Here is a 19,319-nt window from a genome sequence, read left to right on the forward strand (position 1 = left end):
TGTGCGTGCAGGCGGTTTTCGGCCTCGTCGAAGATGACCGAGTTCGGGCCGTCCATGACCTCGGAGGTTGCTTCTTCCTCACGATGCGCGGGCAGGCAGTGCATGAACAGCGCGTCGGGTTTGGCATGTGACATGAGTTCCGCGTTGACCTGATAGGGGCGCAGCATATTGTGACGACGTTCTTTGGCGGATTGGCTGTCATGCATCGAAACCCAGGTGTCGGCAACCACCAGATCCGCGCCCTCGACCGCTTTGTGCGGGTCCCGTTCGATGACGACTCTGGACCCCTTCTGGCGGGCAAACCCCATGAATTCTTCTTCGGGGTCAAGCTGGGCCGGGCCACTGAAGGTCAGATCGAAGCCGAATTGACCCGCCGCGTGCAGGAATGAGGCGCAGACATTGTTGCCATCGCCGGTCCAGACCACTTTCTTGCCCGCGATGGGGCCGCGGTGTTCCTCGAACGTCAGCACGTCGGCCATGATCTGGCAGGGATGGGTACGATCGGTCAGGCCATTGATGACGGGCACGTCGGAATATTCGGCCATTTCGGTCAGGATGGTCTCATCGAAGGTGCGGATCATGATCATGTCGACATAGCGCGACAGCACACGGGCGGTATCGGCAATAGTTTCGCCGTGACCCAGCTGCATGTCCTTGCCCGACAGCACCATGGTCTGGCCACCCATCTGGCGTACACCGACGTCAAAGGACACGCGCGTCCTGGTCGAGGGCTTTTCGAAGATCAGCGCGACCATGCGGTCTTTCAGCGGCTGTTCGTCATCAGGGGCGGCCTTGGGACGACCCAGACGCGCCTGTTTCATCGCGCCCGCCTGATCGATCATGGACCGCAGCGCGGTGGCATCGGTTTTGTGGATGTCGAGAAAATGGTTCATATCGCTTCGCTTTTGGCTGGTCGGGCGGTGGGGGCCAGCCCCCACACCCCCGGAGTATTTGGGAAAAGATGAAGCTCAGGCAGTTGCGAGCTGGGTTACTATCTGATTGGCCGCCTTTTCGAGGCGGATCATGGCCTGGGCGATGTCATCCTCGGTCAGGGTCAGGGGGGGCAGCAGGCGGATGACGTTGTCGGCGGCGGGGACAGTGATGACCAGATTGTCATAGCCCGCATTGACCACGTCGATATTGAGCGCCTTGCATTTCAGGCCGAGCATCAGGCCCGATCCGCGCACGTCTTCGAAAACCTCTGGGTGATCGGCAACCAGGCCTTCGAGTTTCTGGCGCAACAGGCCGGCCTTGCGGTTGACACCTTCGAGGAAGGCGGGTGTGGCGACCTGATCGATCACAGCACAGCCCACGGCGCAGCCCAGCGGGTTGCCGCCATAGGTGGAGCCATGTGTACCTGCGGTCATGCCGGATGCCGCGTCTTCGGTTGCCAGCACGGCACCGAGAGGAAAACCGCCGCCGATGCCTTTGGCGACCATCATGATATCCGGGGTGATCCCGGCCCATTCATGGGCGAAGAGCCTGCCGGTCCGACCGACGCCGCATTGCACCTCGTCCAGGATCAGCAGCAGACCGTGTTCGTCACAAATGCCGCGCAGGGCCCTGAGTTCGGCATCGGGCACGGGGCGGATGCCTCCCTCGCCCTGAATCGGTTCGATCAGGATGGCTGCGGTATTTTCGGTGATGGCGTTGGTGACACCGTCGAGATCGCCAAAGGTGACGTGGACAAAACCCGGCAAAAGCGGGCCAAAGCCTTTGGTCATCTTCTCAGACCCGGCCGCTGCGATGCCCGCCGACGACCGGCCATGGAACGAGCCTTCGAAGGTGATGATCTCAACCCGTTCGGGCTGGTCTTTGTCATAGAAATACTTGCGGGCCATTTTCACGGCCAGTTCACAGGCTTCGGTACCGGAATTCGTAAAGAATACCGTATCCGCAAAGGTGTGTTCGACCAGCTTGTCTGCCAGTGCCTGCTGTTGCGGGATGTTGTAGAGGTTCGAGACATGCCACAGCGCGTGGGCCTGTTCCGTAAGGGCGGCCACCAGTGCCGGATGGGCGTGGCCCAGCGCGTTCACCGCGATCCCTGCGCCGAGGTCCAGAAAACGTCGGCCATCCGCCTCGGTCAGCCAGGCGCCTTCGCCCTTTACAAATGACAGGGGCGCGCGGTTATAGGTCGGCAGAACGGACGGGATCATGGGATCATCCTTTTCGGGTCGTTTGAGCCTCGTGAGTGATACACGAAGGCCCGGTTCGTCAACAGATTTGGTGAGGTTTGTGCCAATTTGGCAGGCACATGGTATCAAACAGGCCGATTACGCAGAGAGGCGTCGGCGTCGGAGCAGCTGGATATGTGCGCGTTTGATCATGGCCGCTCTATAGACGTGAAAAGACAGCCTGAAAACCCTATTATTGCCGCCGCGTCAAAATTACCGCCGGATCATTTCGCCGGGCGCCAGCGGTCGAGCTTGCCCATACCGCGGGTGAAAGCCCAGGCAAGGATGCGGGGCATGCCTTTGGCGACGAGGGCATCGACGCAATGAGACTGGAACTCTTCCAGCGAAGCGTCGGGATGGCGGAATGCACCGTTTTCGTAACACAGCGAGCAGTAACGCGTGCTGCGCCCGCTGTCAGCTTCGGACCCGCCGCCCTGAGGATCTTTTGACAGCGGCATGCCGCAACTTTGGCATTTGGGACCCATGGTGCTTGTCCTTGCAGAGAATGACTGTCTGACATAGGATCAAAACCATGGAGTTGAGTCAACGGTTTTGAAACATGCGGATCGGGGAACTTGCGCGGCGCAGCGGGCTGAGCCGTGACACGCTGAGGTTTTATGAACGCCAAGGGCTGATCCGGTCAGGTCCGGGGCCGGACAACACCAACAGCTATCGCGACTATCCCGAAGACGCGCTGATCACGCTGGAACAGGTAGCCGATGCACAGGCGGCAGGCATCAGCATTGCAGAACTGGTCATGTTGCTGGGACAGTTGGAAGCCGCCGATCCCGACAGCTTTGACGGCGAGGCGTTTCTGCAGGACCGGATTGACGAGGTCGAAGCGCGGATTGTGCGGGCAGAGCGGTTTCTGGACAGCCTCAAACAAGCCAAGGCGGCGCTGGCGGCCGCTCCGGTTTTGCGCTGAGCGCAGAATTGCGTCTTGCCAAGGCCCCCGTTTTGGCGCACCGCTTTCGCCCATGTTCACCCCGAAGGCGCAAAATCCTGCTTTGGCCGCAGGGCTGATCTTTGTTGCGACCGCCTTTATCGCGGCGACGACGCTGTTGGCCAAGGCCTTGGGGACGGACACACTCGGGCCACCCTTGCACGCGATGCAGATCAGTCACGGGCGGTTTCTGTTTGCCCTGCTTGCCATCCTGTCGGCGGTCGCAGTGCTTCGTCCCCGGCTGGGGCGGCCCCATTGGGGGCTGCATGTCGGGCGAACCAGCTTTGGCTGGGCCGGGGTGACGTTGATGTTCGCGTCTGTTGCGTTCATTCCGATGGCGGATGCGACGGCGATCTCCTTTCTGAACCCGGTCTTTGGCATGGTTCTGGCCATTCCGCTGTTGGGGGAACGCGTCGGCCCGTGGCGCTGGCTGGCGGCGGCCGTGGCCCTTGTGGGTGCGGTGATCCTGCTGCGCCCGACACCTGCAAGTTTTCAGCCCGCCGCCCTTCTGGCGCTGGCTGCGGCGGCGTTTATCGGGATGGAGCTGATCTTTATCAAGAAACTGTCGGGGCGCGAGGCCCCGATCCAGATTCTGCTGATCAACAACACGATGGGGCTGGTGATCGCCACGGTCGCGGTCAGCTTTGTGTTTCACATGCCTACGCCACAGCAATGGGTTGCGCTGGTGGGGATCGGCCTGCTGATGGCCTGCGCGCAGGTTTGTTTCATCAACGGCATGGCACGGGCGGACGCCTCATTCGTGGCCCCGATCAGCTATGCCACGCTGATTTTCGCCGCGCTGTACGATTTTGCGGCGTTTGATGTGATCCCCGACCGGATCAGCCTGATTGGCGCGGTCACGATTCTGACCGGAGGGCTGATCCTGGTCTGGCGCGAGGCGGTAAACCGCCGGACCTGACAGAAAAAACCGCCCTTGCGGTTCAGGGGCGACCTTTGTGTCGCAAATCCCCATGAATGGCGAGGTGACCGGCGCATTCTGGGCTGAGTTGATTTGCGAGTTTGTTATGCATGAACGCCGAATACCTGAATGGGTACGCCACGCGCCTGCCCCATCGGTGCGCGATTTCGGGATTCTGGCCGGGATTGAAGCCGTGGTGCGCGGCATCCTGATTTCGGTCTTTCCGCTGGCGATGTACCGGGCGCTGGGCGATGCCTCATCCGTGTCATTCCTGTATTTCCTGATTGGCATCCTGTCTCTGCTGGTCGGGTTGATGGTGCCGTTCCTGATCCGTTTTGTACCGCGCAGATGGGCCTATTCCACCGGATGCGTCATGTTCATCTGTGGTGCATCGCTGGCGATCGTGGGCAGCCCCGAGGCCGTGGTCGGCGCTTTGGCCCTGAATACCATGGCCGCGGTTGTCACTTTCATCTGCTTCAACACCTATGTGCTGGATTACATCAGCAAGATCGAACTTGGCCGGTGCGAGACCAGCCGCATGTTCTACAGCGCTTTGGGATGGACGGGCGGCCCAATGGCCGGTGTTCTGCTGATGGAGCTTTGGCGCCCTGCCCCGTTTGTCATCAGTGCCGGTGCGGCGCTGGTCATGCTGGCGCAGTTCTGGCGCATGCGTCTGGGCAATGGCAAGCTGATCACCAAGGCCCGTGGTCCGGCCAACAACCCGTTGGCCTTTCTTCCCCGGTTCTTTGTCCAACCCCGACTGGTTGCCGGATATCTGTTTGCAATGATCCGGTCCTGCGGGTGGTGGATATATGTGGTCTACCTGCCCATTTTCGCCATCCAAAACGGGCTGGGAGAACAACTGGGTGGCATCCTTCTGTCGTGCACAAACGCCATGCTGCTGGCCGCCCCATTAATCCTGCGCTGGGTCCAGACGCGGTCGCTCAGGTCGGCTGTTCGCATCGGGTTTGTTGCCGCGGGGGGCTGCTTTTTCGCAGCCGGATTGGTCGCGGGATGGCCGGTTGTCTCGGTCGCTGCGCTGGTTCTGGGGTCTGTCTGGCTGATCGTTCTGGATATTTGCGCCGGATTGCCCTTCCTAATGGCTGTAAAGCCGTCTGAGCGAACCGAGATGTCGGCGATTTATTCCAGTTACCGCGATGTCTCGGGCATTCTGACGCCCGGTGTTGCATCTCTGGTCTTGCTGGTGGCGCCGGTGGCCGGTGTGTTCGCGGCAGGCGGGATTGCTTTGTTTGGCGCTTGGGCTGTGTCGGCCCGCTTGCATCCGCGGCTGGGCGAATCCAAGCCTTCCCTGCCGCCCGACAGGTTGGCAGAGACCGGTTAAGCCTTAAGCCGATAACCGGTACGCAGCATTTGCCAGGTGATCAACCCGATGGCCAGCGTGGCAAAGCCACAAACCACCATGCCCAACCACGGAGAGCTGTCGGACACGCCGATCATGCCGTAACGCAGCCCATCGATCAGGTAGAAGACCGGGTTCAGATGGGTCAGGCGGTTCAGGACAGGAGGCAGCGCCTCGACCGAATAGAAGGTGCCTGACAGGAAAGCCAGAGGTGTGACGATGAAGTTGGTGATCGCGGCCATCTGATCGAACTTGTTTGCAAAGATCCCGGCAAACAGGCCCAGCGCGCCCATGAAGGCGCCCCCCAGAACAACAAAGATCAGTGCAATCAACGGGTGCTGGGGCGCGATGGACAACAGGACCAGCAACGCAACCGAAATCACCAGCGCGATCATCAGGCCACGGGCGATGCCACCGGCAAGATACCCCAGCAGGATCTCGAGCGGGGACAGCGGCGGCATCAGCGTGTCGACGATATTGCCCTGCACCTTGGCAATCACCATCGAAGAGGAGGTATTGGCAAAGGCGTTCTGGATCACAGTCATCATCAGGATTCCCGGTGCCAGAAAGACCACAAACGGCACGCCCATGACGTCAGGGCGGCTGGGCCCGATGGCGATGGTGAAGATCAGCAGGAACAGGCCAGCCGTGACCAGAGGCGCCAGAACGGTCTGGGTCCAGACCGAAAGAAAGCGGCGGATTTCGCGCTGCGCCAGCGTGTAAAGCCCCATCCAGTTGACCGCCCCAAAGCTGCGTTCGGTCTGTTCTGCGGGATTCTGCATGCTTTGCCCTCAACCTGATTCGAAGACAGCTTGTAACTCGGGCTGCAGTGTTTAGAATAGGGGGCTGAGACGAATTCCCAAGGCGGCCCGAATCCGGGGCCGCTTTCCGCTTTTGAAAGGCTGACGATGTCCTGGACAGACGAGCGCGTAGAACTGCTGAAGAAGATGTGGGGCGAAGGCCAGTCGGCCAGCCAGATCGCCAAGGAACTGGGCGGCGTGACCCGCAATGCGGTGATTGGCAAGGTCCACCGCCTGGGCCTGTCCAACCGGACAGCAGGCGCAGCCCCGGCCAAGTCCGAACCGAAAGAGAAACCGGCACCCGCGCCCAAGGCCGAAGCCAAACCCAGACCCACACCAAAGACAGAACCGGCGCGCCCGGCTGCTGCTGCCGAGGCGAAACCCGCCGTTCCGGCGCGCCGCCAGATCATCCCGGCCGGCCAGCCGCTGCCGCCGCAGCCCTCGGCCAACGAGATCAGCCCCGAGGCGCTGGCCAAGGTCAACGAGATCGAGAAGAAAGCCAAAAAGCTGACGCTGATGGAACTGACCGAGAAGACCTGCAAGTGGCCCGTGGGCGACCCCGCGACCGAGGATTTCTGGTTCTGCGGCCTGCCGGTTGAGGCAGGCAAACCCTATTGCGAGGCGCATGTGGGCGTGGCCTTCCAACCCATGAGCTCGCGCCGCGACCGGCGGCGGTAATTGCGAACACCAGAACCTAAATCATCTCTATAGAACGCGAAAAGGGCGCAGGCGTTTCGCCACGCCTCTTACCGGAGGCGTTGCATAGTCAAGAACGACGCAAGGCGTAACGGGCTCTTACAAAGAAAACACCCTCGCTGAATGCTGCGAGGGTGTTTTAGTTCGGAGCGTCAACTTTGCGGACTTAGCTGCCGTCGCAAAGTCTAATGTGAATGCCTGCAATGACTGCAGACATTCTGATGTTGAACACGATAGCATTCTCTCAATAGTCAGCTATGCAGTCCAGAGGTCGTCACCCTACGAACCCTGCCAGTCTGGCAATGGATCATATCCCAACTGCAGCAAGGCGTGCGGCACATCGACAAAGACCCAGTTTTCAACGAGCAGCTCATTTTCCCGCCGCCAAAAGTCGCAGACGCGCATAAAGACCCTCTCATTTGTAGGGCCTTGCCCCAAGAATGGCTTAACGTTGACACCGGTTAGGGCTGGCCAGCCGCCCGAGCACATATAATTGCCCTCAGCAAATCGCGTGAAATGCTCGGTCATCCCGTTGTTTTTCGTTGCACCGGACCATCCTTCAAACTGCGATTCAAAGGGAACCTGGAAGGATGAAAATTTCTCAATACCGACAAAGCTTCCAAATGCGCCCGGGCCATACCACATCATGTTGTCGTGCCAGAAAGGGCGCCAGGCCTCATCCTCGGTCGCCAGTTCCCAAAGCATATCCATCACGATCTGATATGTGCGCTGCCCTTCGGCGGGATCGGGCGCCTTTGTGAAGACACCGTCACGGGTCGCTGGCCCCTGTATCAACCCGGTATACCCGCGCGTCAGGCCTGGACCCATTGCCAGAGGCCATTGATTGCAGGCGATCATCAGTTCGGGAATATCCAGATGGATATAGCTTTCGACAGCCTTCCCATTTTCGATCCGATGAAACTCGCCATAGCGCAAGTAGCACAGGGTGTCCGTGGACTTCAGTCCGATCCAGTCGCGCGCAAAATGCCCGACATAGTAACCGGTTGAACTGACCCAGTCGTTTCCTTCGTACTGTCCGGCCATGAAGATGTCGTCACGCCGGTAAAGCCCTTCAAATGACTGTTGGAGAGAGGCGAGAAGCTTGGCAATGTAGGCATCTGCCCCAGCCAGCTCATTGAACGGGTGAACAACGTTGATGTTTGCGTCCGCGGCAAAGAATTCCGATGCTGCGGCAGAAAAATCGCCAGGATGGCGTAGCGCATCTGCATAGCGCAGATACAGAGAACGGGCATGTGAAGACATGATACTTCCTTTTAGAATGCGTAAATTTTGAGGTTGGGTTGGTCAGCCGTTGACCGGACCCGCCCGCATTCTGGCAAAAGGAATTCGACCTGGACGCCGCCTTAAGCGTACGAAAAGAAAACGCCTGGTTGCGCTTTCTGCAGTTGATCGGATGGACTGTTGGCTCTTTTGCCCCATGTGGCCACGATAACGCAGAATCCAAAAATGAAAAGCGGAAACGGGCAGTACATAGCAGGCTGGTTCTATGAAATCTTTAACTGCAACAGCGCGAGTGCGACATGAAGTTCACAAAATGACCAAAGCAGACCTTCGAGCATGGCACAGCATCTTCCGCTTCGGGCTCGAACCTGACATTGAAGTGCCGGTGATCTTGGTGTCAGTGGCACATGGTAGCCTTTCACTGCGCGGGATGTGTCGGCAGGTTCGGCATCGCCACCCAGCCCGGCAATTCATCCGGCGCGACCGAGACATGCAGGCGTTCTGACTGGTCCCGCCCGACCTTGCGGTGTTTGCGCAGCAAAAATATCTTGCCCCAACCGCGCCAGGTTCCAACCGATTGCGCATGGGCATCCGTCGGGAAACGGGTGCGCCAGCCTTCGGGCATCGGCAGCCCGTGCATCTCGGCCTTGTCCAGCATCCAGATCAACGAGATATTGCTGAGCGGTCGGGCCTCTTCATAGCCGTTCAGCTGGCCGCCGATATCACCGTGGGTGCCACGGAACCAGACCTGTTCTACATGGCCATTGAACTCGGGCTTGCATCGCCACAGAACCGGCTCGAACACCTCGCGCGTTTCGTCGAGGGCCAGCGCGTGATAACCATGGAGCGTTGCCGGGCCCAGCTGGTGGTTGTGAAAGGCATGACGATCCTCGGCCCAGCGCCACAGCAGCGGCAGGCGCAGGCCCAGCGCCTTGACCGTGTCCCAGACACCGACCATCTCGATCTTGACGTTGTCATGGCAGAACTTGCGGCGGAAATCGCGGGCGGCGGTGCCGCTTACATTGCATTCATAATGGCGGTAGGCTTGCAGGATGTTCCGCTCGGTCGCGTGTTCGGCCTCGAGCAGGCCGATCATATCGATCACCCCGGCCAAGCTGCGCACGCCGTAGGCGCCACGGGAATAGCCGATGAAGTAAATCCGGTCACCGGGCTTATAGCGCGACGCCAGATAGCCATAGGCGCGGCGAATCTGGCGGTTGATGCCCCGGCCCATCATCACGTCCATGGTGGATTTCCAGCTTTCCCACTGCACGCCTGCCTCGTAGAACACCGACACCTTGCTGCCCATTTCGCAGCACAGGCGATAGGTCTGTCCGGCATGGGTTTCGAACCCCGGTTCGAGGGTGGACATGGTGCCATCAAGGATAATGACGTGGCTGATCGGTTCGCGGTGCCGCGTTTCGGCGGAGTGCTCGGACCGTAAGGGCCGCCCGAGCCATCCCAGAACCTTCCTACTCAGCCGCGACAGTTTCATGCGTCAGCAATTCCCAAACTTTATGAGGTGTGAAAGGCATATCCGCCTGCCGCACCCCGTGATCCCAGAGCGCATCCTGAACCGCGTTCGCCACAGCGGCCAGAGCGCCCACCGTGCCGGCCTCGCCGCATCCTTTCATCCCCATCGGGTTGGAAGTTGACGGCACCGGCGCCGAGGTAAACTTTATCATGGGTACGTCCACCGCGCGGGGCAAGGCGTAATCCATAAACGATGCCGTGAGCAGCTGTCCGTGATCATCATGCACCACATGTTCCGACAGCGCCTGCCCGATGCCCTGAACCACCCCGCCATGCACCTGCCCTTCGGCCAGCATCGGGTTGATAAGATTTCCGAAATCATCAACCACGGTGTAGCGGTCCACACGGGTTTCGCCGGTGACGGAATCGATCACGACCTCGGCAACATGCGCGCCGTTGGGATAGCTGCGGGCATCCAGTTGCGCGCGGGACTCATGCGTCAGCAAGTCCACGCGCCCGTCGGCGCGCGCCATAGCCGCGGCTTCGGTCAGGGTCGGCGTCAGGTTCGAGCCCGGCGCGCGGAATGTTTCATGGTCAAATCGCACATCACTGTCCTCGACCCCCATCTTATCGGCCAGATAAGGCGTGAATGCGGCGATCATCTTGTCAATGGTGGCGAGGGTCGCGGTACTTTGCACCGTCACCGAGCGCGAGCCACCGGTTCCGCCGCCATGGCCAAGCCGGTCGGTATCGCCCTGAATGACGGTGATCCTGTCCATCGGGACGCCAGTCTGATCGGACAGGAACTGGGCATAAACCGTCTCGTGCCCCTGCCCGTTCGATTGTGTGCCGACATAAAGGTTCACCGTGCCATCCGCGCAAAACTCGACCTTCGAGTTCTCGGAAGGGTCCCCCAAAATACTTTCGATATAGTAACAAAGACCCTGCCCCCGGATCAGACCGCGTTCGGCATCGGCGACCTTGCGGGCTTCGAACCCGCTGGTCTGGCTGGCCGCGCGGCGCAGGACCATGTCGAAATCGCCGACATCATAGGTTTCACCCGTGGCAGAGGTGTAGGGGAAATCGCCGGGTCTGATGAAGTTTCTGCGACGCAACTCCCACGGGTCAAGGCCCAGTTCGCGTGCGGCGCGGTCCATCACGCGTTCCAGCACATAGATCGCCTCGGGACGTCCGGCACCGCGATAGGCGTCGACCTGTGTTGTCGTGGTATAGAACCCCTCGACCCGGAGATAGGTGGTCTGAACGTCATAGACCCCCATCAGCACCTTGCTGAACAGGCTTGTCTGGATCGCCTGCGCGAAATGACTGTTATAGGCACCAAGGTTGACTTTGCTGTGGACGCGGTAGGCGGTGATCCGGTGGTCGGCATCAAAGGCCAGCTCGGCCAGAGAGGTCAGATCGCGGCCGTGGTGATCGGAGAGCATTGCCTCGGACCGGTCAGACATCCAGTGCACGGGTTGACCCAGTTTCATCGCGGCCACTGCCACGCAGAAATATTCGGGATATGGCATCACCTTCATGCCGAACCCGCCCCCCACATCGGGGGTGGTGACACGGATCGCATCCGCATCGAGTTTCAGCTTTTGCGCCAGCTGTGCCTTCATCGCCCAGACACCCTGCCCGCCATAGGAAAAGTGCAGACGCCCGCCAGACCAATCGGCCTGACAGCCCCGTGGCTCGAGCGAACTGATGATGACGCGGTTGTCGTGCACGTTCAGCGACACGGTGTGGGCGGCGGCCTGAAAGGCGGCTTTGGTCGCGGCTTCATCACCCAGACCCCAGTCAAACGCGCGATTGTCGGGCGCTTGCGGGTGCAGCGCCTCACCCCCCGCGTCCACGTCCAGCTTGGCGGGGCGTTCCTGGATGTCCATCCAGATCAGCTCGACCGCGTCCTGCGCCTGTACCAGCGTATCCGCGATGACAACGGCCACGGGTTCGCCCACAAAGCGCACACGGTCCTTGGCCAGCATATGCCGATCCGGCGCGGCAGAGCTGGTTCCGTCGCGGTTGGTCAAGGTTGCGGCGTTCATCACCGTGTCTATGTCCGAGGCGGCAAGATCGTCCAGTGTCATGACCAGCCGCACCCCGTCGGCGCTCCGCGCGGATTCAAGATCCAGCGCGGTAATATCGCCATGGGCCACTGGGCTGCGGAAGAAAGCGGCAAACAGCGCATTGTCAGGCACGGCATCGTCCATATAGCGCCCCTGCCCGGTCAGGAACCGCTGATCCTCGGTCCGTTTGACGGGCTGGCTTTTGCCGAATTTTTCCATGGGACGCTCCTGTCGCTGCCTTGATGGCGACACTAGCCCTGTGCTTGCTTATGTCCAGCGCCTTGCATGAAAGCGTGTGGCGACACCGATGTCGTAAACAGGATTGCGGGGGCCGCAGCGGGATTCGTAGGCTGTTTGAAGATACAGCCTGCCGGAGGTCCCCCATGCCCGAACCTATTTCCCTGTCACAGGGCCGTCTGGACGCCCCATCGGTCGACGCGTATTGGCAAGACGGGTTTGCCTTTCCCATTACAGTCTTCTCGCCGGATGAGACCGCACAGTTCCGGGCCGAGCTGGAGCAGGTCGAGGAGACCTGGCGCGTGGCCGACCTTCCGCTGCCGCTGAACATGTACAAGCGCCTGAACGCCCATGTGGTGATACCGCTGGTCGCCCGTATCGCATTGGATCCCAGGGTTCTGGACGTCGTCGAAGGAATACTGGGACCGGACTTGCTGCTGTGGTCTGCGGAACTGTTCATCAAAGAGCCACGCACGACGCAGGTTGTTGGAATGCATCAGGACCTGACCTATTGGGGGATGGGCGAAACACCGGATCAGTTGACCGCGTGGATCGCATTGTCGCCTGCCACACTAGCAAGCGGCTGCATGGACTTTGTCAGAGGCAGCCACAAAAACCCGATCCTGCCCCATAACGATACGTTTTCAGACAACAACCTGCTGTCGCGCGGGCAGGAGGTGGCTGTCGATGTGGCAGACGAGGACAAAACGCATATCGAATTGCAGCCGGGTCAGATGTCGCTGCACCATGGCCTTACAATCCATGGCTCGGGGCCCAATATGTCGGACGATCGGCGGATCGGGCTGGCGATCCGGTATCTGAACCCGAACGCACAGCAAAAAGTGGCGGACCGCGATTACGCGGTCTTGGCGCGGGGCGTAGACCGGGTGGGCAATTTCATCCTCATCGAATCGCCGACCGAGTTGTTCTCGCCGCCGGCCTTGGCGCTTCACGCCCGCATCCGGGAGGATCAGGCCAAGGCGATGACACAAGGCGCGGCGCAAAGCACGCACCTTTACGGAAACGAGGCGACCGGCACGGGGTGACTTCGGCAATCGTCGCCGCACAGGGCCTTCCCCTTCCTGTCTCCATTCGCTATTGCAGGCGCTGACCCGAATTTGTTGACGCAGGACGCATCCCATGGCGATGGAAAAGACATTCAACGCGGCCGAGGCCGAGGCCCGTATCTATGAGGCCTGGGAACAGGCCGGAGCCTTCAAGGCAGGCGCGAACCGTTCGCGTGATGAGAGCTTTTGCATCATGCTGCCACCGCCCAACGTGACCGGCGCGCTGCATGTGGGACATGCCTTTAACCATACACTGATGGATATTCTGATCCGCTGGCACCGGATGCGCGGGTTCGACACTCTGTGGCAACCTGGTCAGGACCACGCCGGCATCGCCACGCAGATGCAGGTTGAAAAGAAACTGATGGCCGAAGAGGGCAAGAAGCGCACCGACTACGCGCGCGAGGAGTTTCTGGCCAAGGTCTGGGATTGGAAGGGGCAATACGGCCGCAAGATTATCGAACAGATGACGCGGTTGGGGAATTCCTGCGACTGGTCGCGCAATGCCTTTACCATGGCGGGCGCACCAGGTGACCCACGCACCGGGCACGAGAACAGCCCGAATTTCCATGATGCCGTTATCAAGGTCTTCGTCGACATGTACGAGAAGGGCCTGATCTATCGCGGCAAGCGACTGGTCAACTGGGACCCGCACTTCGAGACTGCGATTTCGGACCTTGAGGTCGAGAATATTGAAACGCCAGGCCACATGTGGCACTTCAAGTACCCTTTGGCGGGCGGTGAGACATATGAGTATTTGGAAAAAGATGAAGATGGGAATGTAATCCTTCGCGAGGTGCGGGATTATATTTCGATCGCGACGACCCGCCCTGAAACCATGCTGGGCGACGGTGCTGTGGCCGTCCATCCGTCGGATGAGCGCTACGCGCCGATCGTCGGCAAACTGTGCGAAATCCCGGTTGGCCCGAAAGAGCATCGCCGCCAGATTCCGATCATCACCGATGAGTATCCCGATCCCGACTTCGGCTCGGGCGCGGTGAAGATCACCGGCGCGCATGACTTCAACGACAATATGGTCGCCAGGCGCTGCGGCATTCCGATGTACCGCCTGATGGACACCAAGGGCGCGATGCGGGCTGATGGCGCGCCTTACGCCGAAGAGGCGGGCAAGGCGCAGGAATACGCGCGCGGCAAAGCGTTCACCGAGAATGAGATCGACGCGATCAACCTGATCCCCGATCACCTGCGCGGATTGGACCGGTTCGAGGCGCGCGCCAAGGTGGTCGAAGAGATCACCCGCGAAGGTCTGGCTGTCATGTGTCCAGCGGACGATCCGCGTCTGGGATCGAGCCGGACTGAAGCCCGGCCTACAGAGGACGAAGACGGTGGGCCGGGCTTCAGCCCGGCATTCGTCCCGCTGGTCGAGAGCAAGCCGATCATGCAGCCCTTTGGCGACCGCTCGAAAGTCGTCATCGAGCCGATGTTCACCGACCAGTGGTTTGTGGATGCCGAAAAGGTCGTCGGCCCGGCGCTGGACGCGGTCAGGGACGGTACGGTCAAGATCATCCCCGAGTCGGGCGAGAAAACCTATTACCACTGGCTGGAAAACATCGAGCCCTGGTGCATCTCGCGCCAGCTGTGGTGGGGGCACCAGATTCCGGTTTGGTATGGGCCTCAGCAGAAGTGCTCGGGGCTGGCACCGAACCCTGATCGCATCGCCCGTATGGAAAGCCACAACAAAGGGGAGTTTGCGGTATTCTGCGGCCCGTCTTTTGATGCAGTTCGGGCGGACATTGAGGGCTACTACGAAGGCATGGAAATCGCCGAGGTCTCTACTAAGGAAGAGGCTATCTCGTTCATTCGCGAGGGCAAAATCGGCCTCTACCGCGACCCCGACGTTCTCGACACATGGTTCTCGTCCGGCCTCTGGCCCATCGGCACGCTGGGCTGGCCCGAGCAGACCGAGGAGATGCGCCGCTATTTCCCGACCAGCGTATTGATCACCGGCGCGGATATCCTGTTCTTCTGGGTCGCCCGGATGATGATGATGCAACTGGCCGTGGTCGATCAGATCCCGTTCCACACCGTCTATCTGCACTCGCTCGTCCGCGACGAGAAGGGCAAGAAGATGTCCAAGACCACCGGCAACGTCATCGACCCGCTCGAGATCGTGGACGAATTCGGCGCCGACGCGCTGCGGTTCACCAACGCCTCGATGGCGGCAATCGGCGGTGTGCTGAAACTGTCGCGCGAGCGCATCACCGGCTATCGCAACTTCGGCACCAAACTGTGGAACGCCGTCCGCTTTGCCGAGATGAACGAGGTATTCACCGATGCCGTGCCGCAACTGGACGTAGCCGACCTGAAACCCAAGGCCGCCGTAAACCGCTGGATCATCGGCGAAACCGCCCGCGTGCGGGCGGAGGTCGACGCGGCGCTGGAAAGCTATCGCTTCAACGATGCCGCCAACGGGCTTTATGCCTTTGTCTGGGGCAAGGTCTGCGACTGGTACGTGGAACTGTCGAAACCCCTGCTGCAAGGCGACAACGCCGCGGCGCAGACCGAGACCCGCGCCACCATGCGCTGGGTTCTGGATCAGTGCATGGTCCTTCTCCACCCGATCATGCCCTTTATCACCGAAGAGCTGTGGGGCCTGACCGGCAGCCGCGCGAAAATGGTCGTCCACGCCGACTGGCCGACTTATGGTACCGAACTGGTCGACGCCGACGCGGATCGTGAAATGAACTGGGTGATCTCGGTGATCGAGAATACCCGCTCGGCCCGTGCGCAGATGCGGGTGCCTGCGGGTCTTTATGTGCCGATGCTGGTGACCGAGATCGACGCCAACGGCCAAGCCGCGTGGGACCGCAACGAGGCGCTGATCAAACGTCTGGCCCGCATCGACAGCCTGACCAGCGCGGACGCGCTGCCCAAGGGCACCATCTCGATTGCCGCTCCCGGAGCCTCCTTCGGCCTGCCGCTGGCGGATATCATCGACATTGGCGCGGAAAAGGAGCGGCTGGAGAAAGCAAAGGGCAAGCTGGCCAAGGAACTGGGTGGCCTGCGTGGGCGTCTGAACAACCCCAAATTCGTGGCCTCGGCCCCGGACGAGGTGGTCGAGGAAGCCAAAGCCAACCTCGCCGCACGCGAGGAAGAAGAAGCCAAGCTGAACGAGGCGCTGGCCCGTCTGACCGAGATCGCCTGATCTTCACCTTTTCAAAAATACTCATACCTCAAACCCCGCCGCTGATCCGGCGGGGTTTTCTTTTGCGCGTTCAGACCTTGCCCGCCCCTGCCGCCGCTTGTTAGCAATCACCAACCCCAACCGCCCGAGGCTGTCATGACCCAGTTTGCCCCACCGCTCCAGACAGTCTCGACCGGGCTTGTTGTCGCCATTGTCGGATTCTTCAGTTCATTTCCTATCGTGTTGCAGGGGCTGGCCGCGATGGGGGCGTCTCCGGCGCAGGCGGCCTCGGGCCTGATGATGGCGGCCATCGCAATGGGACTGACCGCCATTGTGCTGAGCCTGTGGTACCGGCAACCGATCAGCGTCGCCTGGTCGACGCCGGGGGCGGCGCTGCTGGCGGTGTCCGCGACACCGGCGCTGGGGTTTGCCGAGGCAACGGGTGCGTTCCTGTGCGCAGGGGCGCTGACGGTGCTGGCCGGGCTCTGGCGGCCACTGGGGCGGCTGGCGGCCGCCATTCCGACGACTCTGGCGCAGGCCATGCTGGGCGGCGTTCTGCTGCCGCTTTGCATTCTGCCCTTTCAGGCCGCAGTCGAATTGCCCGCGCAAGCCCTGCCGGTGATCCTGACATGGTTCATCGCGGGCCGGATCAACCGGCTGTTCGCTGTTCCGGCGGCTGTTTTCGCCGCCGCGCTGGTTGTGGTGCTGAACGCAGGCGACGCATCGGTGACCCCGGCGCGATGGCTGGCGGCACCGGTCTGGACCACGCCCAATTTTTCGCTGGCCTCGACCATCGGGATCGCCATCCCGCTGTTCATCGTCACGATGGCGACCCAGAATATTCCCGGCATCGCGGTGATGCGCAGCTTTGGCTATACCCCGGCACCGGGCAGGCTGTTTTCATCCGTGGGTGGGGCGAGCCTGTTATCTGCGCCGTTTGGTGCACCTGCCACCTGCCTTGCGGCGATCACGGCTGCGATGTGTTCCAATGAAGACAGCCACCCCGACCCCGCGCAACGGTACTGGTCGGCCATCATGAGTGGCGTGTTCTATGGTGTATTCGGTATCTTTGCCGTGGCGATTACCGGCTTTGCATCCCATGCCGATCCGCTGTTGATGGGGACATTGACCGGTGTCGCCCTGATCGGCGTTCTGGCCAATTCGATTTTCGCAGCACTTGAGGTTCCGGCCGAGCGTGAGGCCGCGATGCTGACCTTTGCGATCACCGCTTCGGGCATCTCGGTCTTTGGGCTGGGCGCGGCGGTCTGGGGCCTTCTGGTCGGCGGGCTGGCCTATCTGGTGAGGAACAGAATTCGGTAGCCGCTTTCGTATCCCGCCCTTACCGGGTATAGTTGCGCCATGTTCGGTTCACTTGGAAAACTGGTGGAGCGCCAGATCAAAAAGGCACAGGCCGAGGGGCAGTTGCGGGGCCTTGTCGGCGAAGGTCTCCCCCTGCCGGACCGGTCCGGCGAGGCGCAGGGCGATCCGGCCATTGCCGCCGGGCACCGGATCATGGCGCAAGCCGGGGTTCTGCCCGAAGAGTTCGACATCAAAAAGAAACTGGATGCGGCCCGCAAAGCGTATCCGGCCCTGACCGACCCCGCGAAACGCCGGGCCGCGATGTCGGAGATCGCTGATCTGGAAATGCGTTACAACATGGCCCGCGATGCACGGCGGGCTTTCATGCGCTGATCAATTGAACTCGGGCTTGCGGCCCTGCATCTGCGCCATCACGACCTCCATCTGATGAGGCTTGCCGATCAGCTCCACCTGCTCGGCGGATTCCGCCTTGAGAACATCCGCGCGGGGCTGGGTTTCGGCCACTTCGATCAGCCGCTTGGCGGCACGGATGGCCGAGGGGCTTTGACCGGCGATATTCTCGGCAATGGCCAGAGCTTCGGTCAGCGGATCATCTGAAAGCTGCGTGACCAGCCCCCAATCCATCGCCTGCTGCGCGCCGATGGGCCGGGCCGTGTACGTCAGCAGACGCAGAACGTCCGAACGCACAAGCCGGGGCAACAGAACCATGCCGCCCATATCGGGGATGATACCCCATTTCATCTCCATCACCGCCAGTTTCGCCTCGGGGTGCGCGATACGGATATCCGCGCCCAGCGCGATTTGCAGGCCACCGCCATAGGCGACGCCCTGAATGGCGCAGATCACCGGCACCGGTACGCGACGCCATATCAGCGCCAGCTCCTGCATTTCGTTGGCATCTTCGTGGCTGCGGGTCATCAGCCATTCGGTGGGGTCCATATGGGCCATCTTGGCAAAGCTTGCCATGTCGAGCCCGGCGCAGAAGCTTTTCCCCTCGCCCGACAAAACCACGGCGCGGGCGTCCGAGGCGGCGACCTCTTGCCCGGCTGAGAGCAATGCCTTGACCATCGCGTCATCCAGCGCGTTCATCTTGTCACCCCGGGTCAGGGTGACATGGGCAACATGGTCTTGATAGGTAACGGATACGCGTGACATGGGGGACCTCCCGAAATTCAGTTGCGGCGACCATGCCCGGACGGGACGCCGATTTCCACTGCGACGTCAGGGCATATCGCTGACAGGCATCCGCCCGAACCAGGGGGAATCAAGCGTCATGACATAAAACTGATCGCCCACGATCCGGCCCCCTGTCGTGATGCCAATACGGCCCTGCGGATCCTGTAGCGTGCGCAGGATCGTGCCTTCACCGTCGAACTGCACCAGCATACCCCGGTGGATCGGCGCGGGGCGCACAGCCGGGCCCAGCCGCCAGACCACCTTGCGCAGGAAGGGGTATGGCATCAGCGCCTCGGACGGAACGCGCGGGCTGGCAAAGGCCATCCAGTAGGTGCCATCGCCCTGTGCTTCGAGATTGTCGGGATAGCCCGGCAGGTTGTCCAGCAAGACCTCTTGCTGACCGGCTTTCGGCCCGCTGAGCCACAGCTTGTGCACCCGTGCGCGGCCGGTTTCGGCGATCAACAGGAAATCTGCGTCAGGTGAGAGCGCAATGCCATTGGTATAGACGAACCCAGTGGCAATCTTTTCGGTGCGGCCATCGGGGTTGTGACGCGCGACATAGCCTGTATCGGATTGTTCCCAGATGGTCAGGACCGAGGTCGGCTTGGTTCCGCCCATGGTTTCGGGATCGAACCGGTCAGAGGAGTTCGAAAAATAGATCGTGCCGTCCTGTGCCACGTCCAGTTGGTTTGCAT

The 19,319-nt window shown here is 61.0% G+C and carries 17 protein-coding genes; 8 read left to right on the forward strand and 9 right to left on the reverse strand.

The window, feature by feature from the left end; translation table 11 throughout:
• The 3 genes from argF to AC2FND_RS15635 all read right to left on the reverse strand — a co-directional run.
• Positions 1-893 (reverse strand): ornithine carbamoyltransferase (gene argF, locus AC2FND_RS15625; RefSeq protein ID WP_496770736.1); only part of this gene is annotated, 893 nt, incomplete at its 3' end.
• A gap of 75 nt (positions 894-968) precedes the next feature.
• On the reverse strand, positions 969-2,156 hold the full coding sequence (locus AC2FND_RS15630; RefSeq protein ID WP_496770738.1) for an aspartate aminotransferase family protein: 1,188 nt from the start codon (positions 2,154-2,156) through the stop codon (positions 969-971).
• A gap of 242 nt (positions 2,157-2,398) precedes the next feature.
• Positions 2,399-2,659 carry a zinc ribbon domain-containing protein gene (locus AC2FND_RS15635; protein WP_496770739.1) on the reverse strand — a complete coding sequence of 87 codons (261 nt, stop codon included), beginning with the start codon at positions 2,657-2,659 and terminating at the stop codon, positions 2,399-2,401.
• A 74-nt stretch (positions 2,660-2,733) separates the two neighbouring features.
• On the opposite strand from AC2FND_RS15635, the gene AC2FND_RS15640 reads away from it, so the two are divergent.
• The 3 genes from AC2FND_RS15640 to AC2FND_RS15650 all read left to right on the forward strand — a co-directional run bounded on the left by AC2FND_RS15640 (position 2,734) and on the right by AC2FND_RS15650 (position 5,378).
• Entirely contained in the window at positions 2,734-3,099 is a 366-nt protein-coding gene (locus AC2FND_RS15640) for a MerR family transcriptional regulator (RefSeq protein ID WP_480586237.1), read from the forward strand.
• A gap of 52 nt (positions 3,100-3,151) precedes the next feature.
• On the forward strand, positions 3,152-4,036 hold the full coding sequence (locus AC2FND_RS15645; protein WP_496770741.1) for a DMT family transporter: 885 nt from the start codon (positions 3,152-3,154) through the stop codon (positions 4,034-4,036).
• Between the two features lie 106 nt (positions 4,037-4,142).
• Complete coding sequence (locus AC2FND_RS15650) at positions 4,143-5,378, forward strand: MFS transporter (protein WP_496770754.1); 1,236 nt, start codon at positions 4,143-4,145, stop codon at positions 5,376-5,378.
• On the opposite strand, the gene AC2FND_RS15655 is transcribed toward AC2FND_RS15650, so the two are convergent.
• The gene (locus tag AC2FND_RS15655) at positions 5,375-6,178 is read right to left on the reverse strand and encodes an ABC transporter permease (protein WP_496770742.1); all 804 of its coding nucleotides are present in this window, start codon (positions 6,176-6,178) and stop codon (positions 5,375-5,377) included. The two genes, AC2FND_RS15650 and AC2FND_RS15655, sit on opposite strands and share 4 nt — an antisense overlap.
• 126 nt (positions 6,179-6,304) lie before the next feature.
• Between AC2FND_RS15655 and AC2FND_RS15660 the strand changes: the two genes are divergently transcribed.
• Positions 6,305-6,874: a GcrA family cell cycle regulator gene (locus tag AC2FND_RS15660; protein WP_209505674.1), complete on the forward strand. Its 570-nt coding sequence runs from the start codon at positions 6,305-6,307 to the stop codon at positions 6,872-6,874.
• A gap of 297 nt (positions 6,875-7,171) precedes the next feature.
• Here AC2FND_RS15660 and AC2FND_RS15665 read toward each other — a convergent pair whose 3' ends face one another.
• The 3 genes from AC2FND_RS15665 to AC2FND_RS15675 all read right to left on the reverse strand — a co-directional run bounded on the left by AC2FND_RS15665 (position 7,172) and on the right by AC2FND_RS15675 (position 11,898).
• The gene (locus tag AC2FND_RS15665) at positions 7,172-8,155 is read right to left on the reverse strand and encodes a nuclear transport factor 2 family protein (protein ID WP_171181462.1); all 984 of its coding nucleotides are present in this window, start codon (positions 8,153-8,155) and stop codon (positions 7,172-7,174) included.
• Between the two features lie 397 nt (positions 8,156-8,552).
• Positions 8,553-9,629 (reverse strand): T6SS phospholipase effector Tle1-like catalytic domain-containing protein, encoded by a 1,077-nt coding sequence (locus AC2FND_RS15670; protein WP_496770743.1) that lies wholly within the window; start codon positions 9,627-9,629, stop codon positions 8,553-8,555.
• Entirely contained in the window at positions 9,607-11,898 is a 2,292-nt protein-coding gene (locus tag AC2FND_RS15675) for a xanthine dehydrogenase family protein molybdopterin-binding subunit (protein ID WP_496770745.1), read from the reverse strand. Before AC2FND_RS15675 ends, AC2FND_RS15670 begins: the two co-directional genes overlap by 23 nt.
• A gap of 164 nt (positions 11,899-12,062) precedes the next feature.
• On the opposite strand from AC2FND_RS15675, the gene AC2FND_RS15680 reads away from it, so the two are divergent.
• From AC2FND_RS15680 to AC2FND_RS15695, 4 genes are all read left to right on the forward strand, one after another.
• Positions 12,063-12,962: a phytanoyl-CoA dioxygenase family protein gene (locus AC2FND_RS15680; protein WP_496770746.1), complete on the forward strand. Its 900-nt coding sequence runs from the start codon at positions 12,063-12,065 to the stop codon at positions 12,960-12,962.
• A 94-nt stretch (positions 12,963-13,056) separates the two neighbouring features.
• On the forward strand, positions 13,057-16,149 hold the full coding sequence (locus AC2FND_RS15685; protein WP_496770748.1) for a valine--tRNA ligase: 3,093 nt from the start codon (positions 13,057-13,059) through the stop codon (positions 16,147-16,149).
• Between the two features lie 135 nt (positions 16,150-16,284).
• Positions 16,285-17,448, forward strand: coding sequence for a benzoate/H(+) symporter BenE family transporter (locus AC2FND_RS15690; RefSeq protein WP_496770749.1), 1,164 nt, complete (start codon positions 16,285-16,287; stop codon positions 17,446-17,448).
• 39 nt (positions 17,449-17,487) lie between these two features.
• Positions 17,488-17,820 carry a DnaJ family domain-containing protein gene (locus AC2FND_RS15695; RefSeq protein ID WP_496770750.1) on the forward strand — a complete coding sequence of 111 codons (333 nt, stop codon included), beginning with the start codon at positions 17,488-17,490 and terminating at the stop codon, positions 17,818-17,820.
• Here AC2FND_RS15695 and AC2FND_RS15700 read toward each other — a convergent pair whose 3' ends face one another.
• Both AC2FND_RS15700 and AC2FND_RS15705 read right to left on the reverse strand, forming a co-directional pair.
• Positions 17,821-18,603 (reverse strand): crotonase/enoyl-CoA hydratase family protein, encoded by a 783-nt coding sequence (locus AC2FND_RS15700; protein WP_496770751.1) that lies wholly within the window; start codon positions 18,601-18,603, stop codon positions 17,821-17,823.
• A 66-nt stretch (positions 18,604-18,669) separates the two neighbouring features.
• Positions 18,670-19,319 (reverse strand): SMP-30/gluconolactonase/LRE family protein (locus tag AC2FND_RS15705; RefSeq protein ID WP_496770752.1); only part of this gene is annotated, 650 nt, incomplete at its 5' end.

The sequence above is a fragment of the Ruegeria sp. BHSB056 genome, from assembly GCF_059613305.1.